The sequence below is a fragment of the Aminobacter sp. Y103A genome (assembly GCF_030294925.1).
GTDB classification, from domain to species: domain Bacteria; phylum Pseudomonadota; class Alphaproteobacteria; order Rhizobiales; family Rhizobiaceae; genus Aminobacter; species Aminobacter ciceronei.
Genome location: NZ_AP017986.1, coordinates 3,095,220 through 3,108,351 on the forward strand (window position 1 = coordinate 3,095,220; position 13,132 = coordinate 3,108,351).

Genomic DNA, 13,132 nt, shown 5'->3' on the forward strand with positions numbered 1-13,132 from the left:
TGACACTGGCTGTACACGATGCCTAGCCTTCTAGCACCTCTTTGACGACGGTCGCCAGTTGCTTGAGAGAGAACGGCTTGGGCAGGAAGCCGAACTGCGCATCCGCCGGCAGGTTCTTGGCAAAGGCGTCTTCGGCATAACCTGATACAAATACGAAGCGGATGTCGGGCTGACGCTTGCGCAGTTCGCCAAGCAGTGTCGGCCCGTCCATCTCGGGCATCACCACGTCCGAGACGACGATGTCGATCTGGCCCTTGAGCTCGTCGAAAATCTCGAGCGCCTCGACGCCCGACGACGCCTCATGCACGGTGTAGCCGCGCGACGTCAGCGCCCTCACCCCGCCCATGCGCACGGCATCCTCGTCCTCGACCAGAAGAACGGTTGCCGAACCGGAAAGGTCCTTGGCGCCATTGGCCTGTGCTGCTTCCGGCTGTTTCGGGGCCGCAGTCACGGCAATCTCGCCGTCCGCCTTTGGCTCCTCGACCGGCATTGGCTTGGCGACATGGCGCGGCAGGAAGATGCGGAACACGGTTCCCTTGCCGACCTCGGAATCGCAGTAGATGAAACCGCCGGTCTGCTTGATGATGCCGTAGACCATCGACAGGCCCAGGCCGGTGCCCTTGCCGACTTCCTTGGTGGTGAAGAACGGCTCGAAAATCTTCTTCAGAACCTCGGGCGCGATGCCGCTGCCGGTGTCCTCGACCTCGACCACGACATAGTCGGCAGGCACCATCTCACGATAGCCATAGGCCTTGCACTCGTCGGCAGGCACGTTCTTGGTGCGGATCATCAGGTCGCCGCCGTCGGGCATCGCGTCGCGCGCATTGACGGCGAGGTTGACCACCACCTGCTCGAACTGGCCGATATCGGCGCGGACCGGCCACAGATCGCGGCCATGATCGATCTTGAGTTTGATGCTGTTGCCGACCAGGCGCGCCACCAGCGTGCGCAGGTCGGCGAGCACGTCGGTAAGGCTCAGCACTTCGGGGCGCAGCGTCTGCTTGCGCGAGAACGCCAGCAGTTGCCTGACCAGAGAAGCGGCGCGGTTGGCATTCTGCTTGATGTTCATGATGTCGGGGAAAGACGGATCCGACGGACGATGGTTGGTCAGCAACAGGTCCGACGCCATGATGATGGCGGTAAGCACGTTGTTGAAGTCATGCGCAATGCCGCCGGCGAGTTGTCCCACCGCCTGCATCTTCTGGCTCTGCGCCATCTGGTTTTCGAGCGCTTTCTGCTCGGTGGTCTCGACCGCATAGACGATCGCCGCCTCTTCGGCGCCCTCGGCATCCGATCCGTCGGCAACCGCATTGACGTAGAAGCGCATATGGCGCTCCTCATTGTCGGGCATCACGGTGTCGATGGGCGCAATATCGGCCTGCCGCTGATGAGCCTTCTCGAGAGCGGCCGCGAAAGCCGCTCGGTCGCGATCGTGGATGACGGTGTCGAGACGGACCTTGCGGTCGACGGCATCCCGATCGACGACAGACGAAAACAGCGACAGGAACGGTGCATTGGTGCGCAGAATGCGGCCATTGTGATCAACGCCGGCGATCGCCATCGGCGTCGAATTGAAGAAGCGCGTGAAGCGCACCTCCGAAGCACGCAATTGTGCGGAAGAGTCCTCGCCCTGGGTGCGATTAAGCACAATCGTGCGCGTCGGCCCGTTGACGCCTTCGCGGCTTGCCGAGACGCGGTGCATGAATCGCACCGGCAAGGCCTCGCCCGCGATGGTCGCAAGATCGAGATCGATGACGGCGTTGCGCGTGGTTCCCGGATCGGCCTTGACCGAGCGGACTAGCGCCATGCCGTCGCCGGCGACGACCTCGTCGAGCGTGACGGCGCCGGGCGTGAAGCTTGCCAGGTCGATGCCCAGCCATTCGGCCAGCGTCGCGTTGACATAGGTGATGCGGCCGTCCTGGTCGGCCGAGAAGAACCCTGCCGGGGCATGGTCGAGGTGATCGATGGCCTGCTGCAGATCGAGAAAGAAGCGCTCCTGCTCGGCTCTTTCTGGAGAAATATCGGCCAGTTGCCAGGCGTTTAGCGGCTGGCGCTGGCTGGGCACCGTGAAAGCGCGTGCCCGCACGCGGTACCAGCGCGCGCCGGGAGCTGCACCTGGGCGAATGGATTGTGCGAGGCGGAACTCGCCATCGTTGGCCTCGCCGTCACGCAGGCCGGACGCGAGCTGCGAGATCGTCGATGACGCTTCGGGCACGTCCGACAGCAGGCCCTCGACAGTCTTCAGGTCCGTGGCGGTCGTAGCCCCGGTCATATCGGCATAAGCGCGGTTGGCGTAGACGACGCGGCCCTTGGCGTCGGTAAGCACCAGGCCTTGCGACATCGAGTCGACAAATGCCTTGGAAAGCCCGTCGGCCGGCGAACGCGGTGCGATCTGGACGAAGCCGATGGCGGTCGCGAAGAGGTAGCCGACGCCGACCATCGCAAGCACGCCGAGCATGCCCATCAGGAACGGGTCGCCGAGCCTCTCGCGAAAGATGCCGAAGACGATTGCCGCCACCGTCAACACGACGATAAAGATGATCAGCCGGGTGATGGCATCGGGGCGCGCTGCCTGATCCACAATCGGAACCGGATAGAAGTCGTTGCGCGTTTCCTTGGCCATGCCCCTGCGAGTCTCTCCGGCTCCTTCGTATTGGAGCGGTTGAATCACATTCTCCTTACCGGGAAAAGGCCTAGCCACAAAAAGGCGGTGCAAGCCCGGGGCAAGATCATGCGCTTAGCGTCAATCGTGCCTGTAATGCGTGATGGCAACTTGCCGGGCGCGACAGCTAAGGTTTAGTGTCGCGCGGGGCGGCGACGGGGGTAAGACATGTTTGAATGGCTCGATAGCGTAGCAGGACCTGGATACACGGCGGCGGTGCTGTGGACCTTCGCCGCCCTCGTGCTGCTGGTCATCGTGCTCGTCATCGTAAAGCTGGTCCGCAGCCTGACTTTCGGCACCTTCGTTGCCGGCGGCAGGAACAGGAAGACGCGTCTCGCCGTCATGGACGCGACCGCCATCGACAGCCAGCGGCGGCTCGTTCTGGTGCGCCGCGACGACATCGAACACCTGCTGCTGATCGGCGGGCCGACCGACGTGGTGGTCGAAACCGATATCCGCATGACCGCGCCGCGGCGCCCGGCACTGACCGGCACCGAAGGTGCGCAACAAGCGCCCCAGGCGCCTCGTCCCCAGCAGAGCCCGCAGCAGCCAGCCCCTCGCCCGGCAACGCCGGCGACTGCCAGGCCGCAACAGCAGCAGCAGGCACCAGCGCCGGTCCAGTCACGCCCGGCACCGCCCAAGATGCCCTTGGCTTCGGCACCGCTGGTCACGAACAGCCCGGATCCCAAAACCTATGTTGCGCCAACCTACTCGGCTCCAGTGCGACCTGCACCTGCGCCCGTGGCGGCACCATCGCCGCGCGACCTCATCGACGACACGCTGATGAAGGAGCTCGAAGTGTCGCTCGACGACAAGCCGCAAGCCAAACCGGCAAAGCTTGTGGATCCATCGCTCGATGACGAAATGGCCAAGCTGCTTGGCGAACTTACCAGTCACAAGCGGTAAGCTTGACCGACGATCTTGTAATGCGGACAAGAAAAAAGGCGGCCGAAGCCGCCTTTTTCGTTTCTGCCATTCCGCGATCAGTCGTCTCGATAGACTTTTTCGCGGCGCTCGTGACGCTCCTGAGCCTCAATCGACAGCGTAGCGATCGGACGAGCGTCCAATCGCTTCAGCGAAATCGGTTCACCTGTCTCCTCGCAATAGCCGTAGGTACCCTCGTCAATCCTCTGCAGGGCAGAGTCGATCTTGGAGATCAACTTGCGTTGCCGGTCGCGTGCCCTGAGTTCAATGGCACGGTCGGTCTCGGACGATGCGCGGTCGGCAAGATCCGGATGGTTGGCATTTTCCTGCTGAAGTATTTCGAGGGTTTCGCGAGCTTCGCGGAGGATGTCGTTCTTCCAGGCAACCAACTTAGCTCTGAAGTAAGACTTTTGCCGTTCGTTCATGAACGGCTCCTCATCGGAGGGCACGTAGCCAAGAGTAACGGTATCGTTCATTCGACTCACCCGACAACCCCGTTTTGGCGCCTATATATTCGCGGGCCAAGCCCCACACAAGCGTATTCATCGAAAAGTTTGCGCCGCCCACAATGTCGTGATTCGGACGTGGCAAGCGCGCAACTCTCTCCTCAAGAAACGCGCAATGGCATCGTCCGGTTGCAAGCGGCCTGACGCTTGGCTACATCCAGAGATGACAAGTTGGCGCAGGCTCGTCGCGAGATCGGGCTTCCAGGAGCAACATTTGGGAAAGCTCTACCTTCTCCGACACGCCAAGGCCGGCTGGGCCCTGCCCGGCGTCAGGGATTTCGACCGGCCGCTCGACGCCACCGGCATCGCGGACGCCGAAGCCACCGGCACGGCAATGCGCGCCAACGGCTATGTGCCGGAACTCACACTCTGCTCCAACGCCCGGCGCGCCCGCGAAACCCTGGAGGGCCTCGCCGGCCACGCGGACACCGGCCGGGTCGTCTTCACCGACGACCTCTACAGCGCCGACGCCGCGGGCTATTTCGACAAGATCCGCGAAAATGGCAGGCACGGCTCGATCCTGGTCATCGGCCACAACCCGATGATGGAAGACCTCGCCATGGCTGTTTCAGGCGATGGCGACCAAGCGGCGCTGCATACGCTGCAGACCGGTTTCCCGACCTCGGGCCTGGCCGTGATCCGCTTCGAAGGCGAGCTTTCCGGAGCCGAACTCGGCAATGGCTATCTCGAGGCGTTTCTGACGCCTGCCGATCTTTGAAACCGGCCGATCTTTGAAACCGGCCGCCATTTCAAATCCCTGCAGCGGCACCTATATCCGGCGCGACCGCATGGGGATCGACAATTGGCGTCTCTGACCACCTTCACCGATGAGGCGCGCATTGCGCTCGACACGTTTTCCGGCCGTGCCGTGGGACTTTTCTCGCCGTCTCTGCGGCTCGGAGTGACCGGGTTGTCGCGGGCCGGCAAGACCGTTTTCATCACGTCCTTCGTCCACAATCTGATCCATGGCGGCCGGCTGCCGCTGTTCGAGGCACAGAAATCGGGGCGCATTTCACGCGCTTTCCTCGAAGAACAGCCTGACGACGCCGTGCCTCGCTTCCAGTATGAGGATCATGTTTCGGCCCTCGTCGACCAGCGCATCTGGCCGGATTCGACCCGCGCGATTTCGGAACTCAGGCTGACCATAGAATTCGAGTCGGCCTCCGGCTGGAACCGCATGTTTTCAGCTGGAAAACTGTCGGTGGACCTCGTCGACTATCCGGGCGAATGGCTGCTCGACCTGCCGCTGCTCGGCAAGAGCTACGATGATTTCTCCCGGGAGGCGTTCGAGCTCGCACGCCTGCCGGTTCGTGCCGACCTGTCGGAAGCCTGGCGTGAGCTTGCCGCCACGGTGAAGCCCGAGGCGGATGCCGACGAGATGACGGCCCGGCGGCTGTTCGAGAGTTTTGCCGCCTATCTCAAGGCCTGCAAGGACGGCGAGCGCGCGCTGTCGACGCTGCCGCCCGGCCGGTTCCTGATGCCCGGCGACCTCGAGGGATCACCAGCGCTGACCTTCGCCCCGCTTCCCGGCCTCAGCCAGCGGGCGCGGCCCGGCTCGCTGCACGCGATGATGGAAAGGCGCTACGAGGCCTACAAGACGCATGTGGTGAAGCCGTTCTTCCGCGAACATATCGCGCGGCTCGACCGCCAGATCGTGCTGATCGACGCGATGCAGGCACTGAACGCCGGCCCCGGCGCCATCGCCGACCTCGAGCGCGCGGTGACCGAAATCCTCGCCTGCTTCCGGCCGGGCCGGGGCAATATCCTGACCGACCTGTTCTCGCGACGCATCGACCGCATCCTGGTTGCAGCGACCAAGGCGGATCACCTGCATCACGAGAGCCACGACCGGCTGCAGTCGATCGTGCGCCGGCTCACCGACCGCGCCGTGGCACGCGCCAACCTCTCCGGTGCCGAGGTCGACGTGCTGGCGCTTGCCGCCGTCCGCGCCACCCGCGAAGGCACCGTCAAGCAAGGTCGCGAGACACTGCCCGTCATCATCGGGACCCCGATCGAAGGCGAGACGATCGGCAAGGAACGCTTCGACGGCAACAGTGAAACTGCCATATTTCCCGGGGACTTACCTGACAAGGCTGATGTCGTGTTCCAGGATTTCGGCACCAATCACCGCCAGGATGCGAATGATCCGACGATCCGTTTCGTGCGCTTCCGCCCGCCCCGGCTGGAGCGCACGGCCGAAGGCGTGACGCTGTCGCTGCCGCACATCCGGCTCGACCGCGCGCTGCAATTCCTCATCGGAGACCATCTCGCATGAGCGCTCCCCGAAAACCCGCGGCCTTTCGCATCGAGCCGGAACCGGTAACGGAAGAGACAGCCGTCCGTGCGCCGTCGGCGGCGGCACCACGCAAGCCGCGCGCGCTGGCAGCCGAAGCCGCTGTGGTGACGCCAGCCGAGTTCGATGTCTTCGACGAGGCGGATATTGCTGCGGCCGAACCACCACCCGCAACCGCCCCAAGGCGCAGGTCCCGCATCGGCGCGATCTTCCTTACCGCCTTCGGCATCCTGATCTCGCTCGGCGTCGGGCTCTGGACCGACAGGCTGATCCGCGACCTGTTCTCGCGCGCCGACTGGCTCGGCTGGCTGGCGGTGGCCGTCGCAGGCATCGCGGCATCGGCGCTTGTGGTGATCCTCGCCCGCGAGCTTCTGGCAGTGTTCCGGCTGGCCTCTGTCGAGCGCCTGCGCAACCGGGCGACTGACGCCATTGCGCGCAACGATCCGGCCGCAGCTCGCAACGTCGTCGACGAATTGTCGAACCTCTTGTCGTCGAAGCCTGAAACGGCGGCGGGCCGGCGCGCGCTCGCCGACCTGCGCGGCGAAGTGATCGACGGCGCCGATCTCGTGCGGCTCGCCGAAGCCGAAATACTGACACCGCTCGACGCGCAAGCGAAGATTCTCATCCTCGACGCCGCCAAGCGTGTGTCGCTGGTAACCGCTGTCAGCCCGCGTGCGCTGGTCGATATCGCCTATGTCGCGTTCGAGGCCGGACGTCTGATCCGGCGCCTGTCTGAACTCTATGGCGGCAGGCCCGGCACGCTCGGCTTCTTCCGGCTTGCCCGTTCGGCCCTTGCCCATCTCGCCGTTACCGGCTCGATTGCCGTCGGCGACAGTTTCGTCCAGCAGCTTGTCGGCCACGGCCTTGCCGCCAAGGTCTCGGCCAAGCTCGGCGAAGGCGTGGTCAACGGCATGATGACGGCCCGCATCGGCATCGCCGCGATGGAAACGGCACGGCCCCTGCCCTTTGCCGCGGTCAAGCGCCCCGGCATAGGCGATTTCCTGGCTGCGCTGACCACCTTCGCGACCAAGGACAAGGGCGCCGAAAAGGTCAAATAGACGAAGCATTAACCATTCTTGGTCATGGTCCTCCCAGCTAATCGTTCCAGTTTCCTGCTGTCGGGTGTGCCCATGAAGCGCTTGTTGTTGTCCGCTGTCCTGCCTGCCGTGGCCATGGCGCTGCCGTCCGTCGCGCACGCCGACACGGTCAAGGGCGCCGAGCGCGACAAGAAGTTCTTCAAGACGGTGGAAGGCGAATGGGTCGGGCCGGGCGAGATCGTCGCCGGCAAATACAAGGGTACCAAATTCACCTGCAACTTCACCGGTTCGACCCCTGACGGCACAGTCGGCATGTCTCTCGACGGCGGATGCCGCGTCGGCGTGTTCACGCAGAAGATGTCGGCAACCATCGAACAGAAGGGCCGCAGCGGCTATCGCGGCAAGTTCCTGGACGGCTCCGAAGGCAAGGGCCTCGACATCATCTCCGGCAGTGTTGTCGACGGCCGGAAGGTGATCCTGTCGCTCAACCGCAACCAGCTCAACGGCGTCATGCAGGCACGCATGCCCGACGACAACCTGATGCATGTCACCGTCTCGGTACGCGTCGACAAGCAACTGGTGCCGGTGATCGGCATGAAGCTGTCGCGCGTCGACGGAACCGCCGTCGGAGCCATCGCCAAGAACTGATTCTTCAAATCGCAAAGAAAAAGGGCGGCACCCGTGGTACCGCCCTTTTCGTTTCAGGCCGAAGAATCAGCCCTTGATGGCGGTCAGCAGGTCGTCATAGGCCTTGCAGGCCTCTTCCGACGTCGTCGCACCGGTGTACTTCGTTGCAACTTCCTGCACCTTGGCGGACAGCTCGGCAGCCTTGGCCGGGTCCTTGGTGATGGCTTCCTGAAGCGCGGTCGCCACTTCCTGGCCCTTCTTGGTCAGAACCTCGGCGGTGCATTCCGGCGCCTTCGAGCAGGCCGAAAGGCCAAGCGCGGCAACGCCGAGCACGGCAAACAGCATATTTTTCATGTCAGTCCTCTCCTCGTAGCCGGCAACAAACGCCGGCGGCAGTTCAACCCCACACTGGTCGAAACCGAGCCCGCCTTAGCGTCAAGCCATGTCACACGCAATGGCAGGTTGTGGGGCCAGAGCCATGCCATAGCGATTCGGCGACAATGTTGTGGCAGGACAATTCGATAGGCTGGCCGGGCTGTTCTGAAGCGCCCGAAGCACCTATCTTGGCGCTTTCCCACCAAGCGGTATCAGCCGCACAGCCAAGGATCGAAAAGGCGCATGGCAGCAGAGACAGCGGGTGTCGATCTGGTTCCGGTGGTGGCGCTGCTGGCTGCAGGCGTCGTGGCCGTCCCCATCTTCAAGCGACTCGGCCTCGGCTCCATCCTCGGCTACCTCAGCGCCGGTGTGGTCATTGGCCCATTCGGCATCGGCATCTTCACCGAATCCTCCACCATCCTGCATGTCGCCGAACTCGGCGTGGTGATGTTCCTGTTCATCATCGGCCTCGAAATGCAGCCGTCGCGGCTGTGGGGTCTGCGGCGCGAAATCTTCGGGCTGGGCGCACTGCAGGTCGGCATCTGCGCGGCTCTGTTGACCATGGTTGGCCTCGCCGGAGGTTTCCTGGTCTCCCAATCCTTTGTCGCCGGTGCCGGCTTTGTGCTGACGTCCACCGCAATCGTCATGCAGTTGCTCGACGAGCGTGGCGAGATGTCGACGCCAAAGGGGCAGCGCATGGTTTCGATCCTGCTGCTCGAGGACCTCGCCATCGTGCCTTTGCTGGCGCTGGTGGCCTTCCTGGCGCCGGTCGCAGCCTCCGACACTGGTACGGGCTGGGCCGGGCGGCTGACCGACATCGGCATCGGCGTCGCGTCGATCACCGGACTGGTCATCGCCGGCCGCTATCTGCTCAATCCGTTGTTCCGGGTCCTTGCCGACTCGCGCGCTCGCGAAGTGATGACCGCAGCTGCCTTGCTCGTTGTGCTGGGTGCAGCACTCGCCATGCAACTTGGCGGTCTTTCCATGGCGATGGGTGCGTTTCTCGCCGGCGTGCTGCTGTCCGAATCGACCTTCCGCCATCAGCTCGAAGCGGATGTCGAACCCTTCCGCGGTATCCTGCTCGGCATGTTCTTCATCGCGGTCGGCATGTCACTCGACCTGACGGTCGTGCTGGCCAACTGGCAGATGATCGCCTTCTACGTCGTCGTCTACATGCTGATGAAAGGCATCGGCATCTATGGGGTTGCGCGTTTCCGGAAGTCGGGTCATCGCGAGGCGCTGGAACGTGCCGTCATCATGGCGCAAGGCGGCGAGTTCGCCTTCGTGCTCTACTCCTCGGCGCTGGCCGTCGGCATCATCGACGGCGAGGCCAATGCGATCCTGACTGCCATCATCATCATCTCGATGGTGCTGACCCCGTTGGCGATCATGGTGCTGCGCCGCTTCACGCCGCAGGTCGAACAATCGCTCGAAGACGTTGATGTCGCAGCGGAACTCAGTGGCACGGTGCTGGTGATCGGCTTCGGTCGCTTCGGACAGATCGCCAGCCAGCCTTTGCTGCTGCGCGGCGTCGACGTGTCGATCATCGACAACGACGTCGAGATGATCCAGGCGGCCGCTGATTTCGGCTTCAAGATCTATTATGGCGACGGCACCCGGCTCGATATCCTGCATGCGGCAGGCGCCGGACGGGCACGCGCCGTGCTGATCTGCGTCGACAAGGAAGACGTTGCTGTCCGCATCGCACAAAACCTCGCCGCCGAGTTCCCGTTGGTGCCGGTTCTGGCGCGTGCCTATGACCGCGGCACGGCGATGAAGCTCATTCGCGCCGGCGTCGACTATCAACTGCGCGAGACATTCGAATCGGCGATCGTCTTTGGCGGCGCCACGCTCGAAAAGCTCGGCGAGGATCCGGACGACGTCGCCGAGGTGATCGAGGAAGTGCGCCGCCGTGACGCCGCACGGCTGGAGATGCAGTTCGCCGGCGACATCCACGCCGGCGGCGACTTCCTGCAAGGCAATATCGCCGGGCCGGTGCCGACACCGCTGACACCGCCGCGCCGTACCGCCAAGGCCCTCAACGAGGAAGCAGCGGACGCGATCGCCAAGAGGGTCGTGCCTGGCGAATGATGGATTTGCCGTCGCGCGTCGATGGGCTACGCGCGATGCCACAGTGAAAGCAACGAGGAGCCGAAGATGATCGACAGGCAGCGTGCAACCGAAGTGGTCGCCTTTTGGCGCGAATCCGGGCCGGAAAGCTGGTTCCGCAAGGACGAGATGTTCGACGACAGCTTCCGCAGCCGCTTCGGCGACCTGCACATGGCCGCCGCCAAGCGCCAGTGCGACCACTGGGCAGACGATGCCGAGGGGGCGCTGGCGCTGATGATCCTGCTCGACCAGTTTCCGCGCAATTGCTTCCGTGGCAGCGGCCACATGTATGCCACCGATCCGCTCGCCCGCCATTTCGCGCGCCAGGCGGTGGCCGACGGCCACGACATGGCGACGGATGCGCCAATCCGGGTGTTTTTCTATCTGCCGTTCTCGCATTCCGAGACGCTGGCCGATCACGACACCCCGCTCGCACGCTCGACGGCGCTTGGCGGCGACTACCTCAAGCACGCCATCGGTCATCGCGACATAGTCGCCCGTTTTGGCCGCTTCCCGCACCGCAACTTCATCCTCGGCCGCGAATCGACCGAGCAGGAGCTGGCGTTTCTCGAAGCCGGCGGCTTTTCAGGTTAAGTTGCTTCCGCCGTAGTCACGCCTCAGAGTTCAAGACGCATCAGCGGCCGGCCCGGCTTCCGTTCGATTGCGCGCGTAAACCCCGCCTTTTCGAACACCCGCGTCGAGCCGACAAACAGGCTGACCGGGTGTTTGCCGTTCGATTGGTCGATTGGGCAGGCTTCAAGCACGCGGGCACCCGCCTGGCGCGCGAATGCGACACCGGCGTCGACAAGCCGGTGCGTCACACCCTGGCCGCGTGCCTTGCCGCGGATGAAGAAGCAGGAAATGGCCCAGACGGCTGGATCGCCGGCATCCTCTGGTGACAACGGCGCGGAGCCCCTGCCCTTGTTGTTGAATTCGGGCACGTCGGCGCGCGGGCCGATCTGCATCCAGCCGACCGCTTGGCCATCCGAGAATGCCAGCAGGCCCGGCGGCGGGCCGGCCGCGATTCGCGTCTTGATGTGATCCTTGTTGCTCTCGCGTTTGCTGTCCCGCCTGACCGCCGGCGGCAGCCTGAAATAGGTGCACCAGCAGCCATAGCAGGCGCCCTGCTCGCCGAACAAATCCTCAAAATGCGGCCACAGATCCGGTGTCAGCGGCGAAATGGCATCAGTCATGGCATGGCTCCAGAGCGCAGCCTTGTCCCGACGGGGCAGCTGACATAAAATCGCGCTTGTTCTCTTTATGTTCGCAGCGAAGGCGATGCCTGTCAACGATCCCAGCCACGGTTTTTGCCGCGACTGCCTTGCCCTTCAGCGTGGGTCGGGACCGCGCTGCCACGGCTGCGGCAGCCCCCGCCTGTTGCGCCATCCCGAGCTTTACAAGTTGCACCTCGCCCATATCGACTGCGATGCCTTCTATGCGGCGGTGGAAAAGCGCGACAATCCCGAGCTCAAGGACAAGCCGGTCATCATCGGCGGCGGCAAGCGCGGCGTGGTCTCCACGGCCTGCTACATCGCCCGTATCCATGGCGTGCGCTCGGCAATGCCGATGTTCAAGGCGCTGGAGGCCTGTCCAGAGGCGGTCGTTATCAGCCCCGACATGGAAAAATACGTCCGCGTCGGGCGCGAGGTGCGCTCGATGATGCAGGCGCTGACGCCGCTGGTGGAGCCGCTGTCGATCGACGAGGCCTTTCTCGACCTCGACGGCACCGAGCGCCTGCATGGCCTGCCGCCGGCACTTGTGCTCGCCCGCTTTGCGGTTGCCGTCGAGAAGGAGATCGGCATCACCGTCTCCGCCGGCCTGTCCTACTGCAAGTTCCTCGCCAAGGTCGCTTCCGACCTGCGCAAGCCGCGCGGCTTTGCCGTCATCGGCGAGGCCGAGGCGCTCGCCTTCCTCGCGCCACAGCCGGTGACGATGATCTGGGGCGTCGGAAAAGCCTTTGCCGCGACGCTCGAAAGCGACGGCATCCGCAGCATCGGCCAGTTGCAGCGCATGGACCGCGGCGACCTGATGCGGCGCTACGGCACGATGGGGAGCCGGCTCTATCACCTGTCGCGCGGCCAGGACGATCGCCAGGTGTCGCCCGACCAGGAAGCCAAGAGCGTTTCGGCGGAAACCACCTTCGATACCGATCTCGCGTCGTCGGCGGAGCTGGTGCCGGTGCTGCGTGCGCTGTCGGAAAAGGTCTCGGCGCGGCTGAAGAAGGCAAACATTGCCGGCCGCACCGTCGTGCTCAAGCTCAAGACCCAGGACTTCAAGCTCCGGACGCGCAACCGCCAGCTGACCGACCCGACACGGCTTGCCCACCGCATCTTCCAGACCGGCATGCAGCTTTTGTCGAAGGAAACCGACGGCACAAAGTACCGCCTGCTCGGCATCGGTGTCAGCGATCTCTCCGATGACGAACGCGCCGACCCGCCCGATCTCGTCGACGTCCAGTCGCGCAAGCGGGCGCTGGCCGAAGGCGCCATCGACGTGCTGCGCGGCAAGTTCGGCAAGAACGCCGTCGAGACCGGCTACACCTTCGGCAAAGGCCGCAATGCGCATCCGCCCGAGGCGCTGGACGACTGAAACGCACGCG

At 64.0% G+C, this 13,132-nt stretch carries 12 protein-coding genes; 8 read left to right on the forward strand and 4 right to left on the reverse strand.

Annotation, left to right across the window (positions count from 1 at the left end; translation table 11 throughout):
• Positions 1-22: 22 nt before the first annotated feature.
• Complete coding sequence (cckA, locus tag Amn_RS15145; RefSeq protein ID WP_067961785.1) at positions 23-2,623, reverse strand: cell cycle histidine kinase CckA; 2,601 nt, start codon at positions 2,621-2,623, stop codon at positions 23-25.
• A gap of 207 nt (positions 2,624-2,830) precedes the next feature.
• Between cckA and Amn_RS15150 the strand changes: the two genes are divergently transcribed.
• On the forward strand, positions 2,831-3,568 hold the full coding sequence (locus tag Amn_RS15150; RefSeq protein WP_286290104.1) for a flagellar biosynthetic protein FliO: 738 nt from the start codon (positions 2,831-2,833) through the stop codon (positions 3,566-3,568).
• A 77-nt stretch (positions 3,569-3,645) separates the two neighbouring features.
• On the opposite strand, the gene dksA is transcribed toward Amn_RS15150, so the two are convergent.
• Entirely contained in the window at positions 3,646-4,062 is a 417-nt protein-coding gene (gene dksA / locus Amn_RS15155; protein WP_067961780.1) for an RNA polymerase-binding protein DksA, read from the reverse strand.
• Between the two features lie 244 nt (positions 4,063-4,306).
• On the opposite strand from dksA, the gene Amn_RS15160 reads away from it, so the two are divergent.
• The 4 genes from Amn_RS15160 (at position 4,307) to Amn_RS15175 (ending at position 8,070) form a co-directional block, all read left to right on the forward strand.
• Positions 4,307-4,810: a SixA phosphatase family protein gene (locus tag Amn_RS15160; RefSeq protein WP_067961778.1), complete on the forward strand. Its 504-nt coding sequence runs from the start codon at positions 4,307-4,309 to the stop codon at positions 4,808-4,810.
• Between the two features lie 84 nt (positions 4,811-4,894).
• Positions 4,895-6,367, forward strand: a complete 1,473-nt coding sequence (locus tag Amn_RS15165) for a YcjX family GTP-binding protein (RefSeq protein ID WP_286290108.1) — start codon at positions 4,895-4,897, stop codon at positions 6,365-6,367.
• Positions 6,364-7,443 carry a YcjF family protein gene (locus Amn_RS15170; RefSeq protein ID WP_286290110.1) on the forward strand — a complete coding sequence of 360 codons (1,080 nt, stop codon included), beginning with the start codon at positions 6,364-6,366 and terminating at the stop codon, positions 7,441-7,443. The genes Amn_RS15165 and Amn_RS15170 overlap by 4 nt, the downstream gene beginning before the upstream one ends.
• Before the next feature lie 114 nt (positions 7,444-7,557).
• Positions 7,558-8,070 (forward strand): hypothetical protein, encoded by a 513-nt coding sequence (locus Amn_RS15175; RefSeq protein WP_246341006.1) that lies wholly within the window; start codon positions 7,558-7,560, stop codon positions 8,068-8,070.
• A gap of 66 nt (positions 8,071-8,136) precedes the next feature.
• Here the strand turns inward: Amn_RS15175 and Amn_RS15180 are convergent, their stop codons facing one another.
• Positions 8,137-8,403 (reverse strand): hypothetical protein, encoded by a 267-nt coding sequence (locus Amn_RS15180; RefSeq protein WP_263007020.1) that lies wholly within the window; start codon positions 8,401-8,403, stop codon positions 8,137-8,139.
• 264 nt (positions 8,404-8,667) lie between these two features.
• Between Amn_RS15180 and Amn_RS15185 the strand changes: the two genes are divergently transcribed.
• Complete coding sequence (locus Amn_RS15185) at positions 8,668-10,515, forward strand: monovalent cation:proton antiporter-2 (CPA2) family protein (protein WP_192316300.1); 1,848 nt, start codon at positions 8,668-8,670, stop codon at positions 10,513-10,515.
• 66 nt (positions 10,516-10,581) lie between these two features.
• Positions 10,582-11,127 carry a DUF924 family protein gene (locus tag Amn_RS15190; RefSeq protein WP_286290114.1) on the forward strand — a complete coding sequence of 182 codons (546 nt, stop codon included), beginning with the start codon at positions 10,582-10,584 and terminating at the stop codon, positions 11,125-11,127.
• 23 nt (positions 11,128-11,150) lie between these two features.
• Here Amn_RS15190 and Amn_RS15195 read toward each other — a convergent pair whose 3' ends face one another.
• On the reverse strand, positions 11,151-11,726 hold the full coding sequence (locus Amn_RS15195) for a GNAT family N-acetyltransferase (protein ID WP_286290116.1): 576 nt from the start codon (positions 11,724-11,726) through the stop codon (positions 11,151-11,153).
• A 67-nt stretch (positions 11,727-11,793) separates the two neighbouring features.
• Between Amn_RS15195 and Amn_RS15200 the strand changes: the two genes are divergently transcribed.
• On the forward strand, positions 11,794-13,122 hold the full coding sequence (locus Amn_RS15200; RefSeq protein ID WP_286290118.1) for a DNA polymerase IV: 1,329 nt from the start codon (positions 11,794-11,796) through the stop codon (positions 13,120-13,122).
• Positions 13,123-13,132 lie beyond the last annotated feature (10 nt).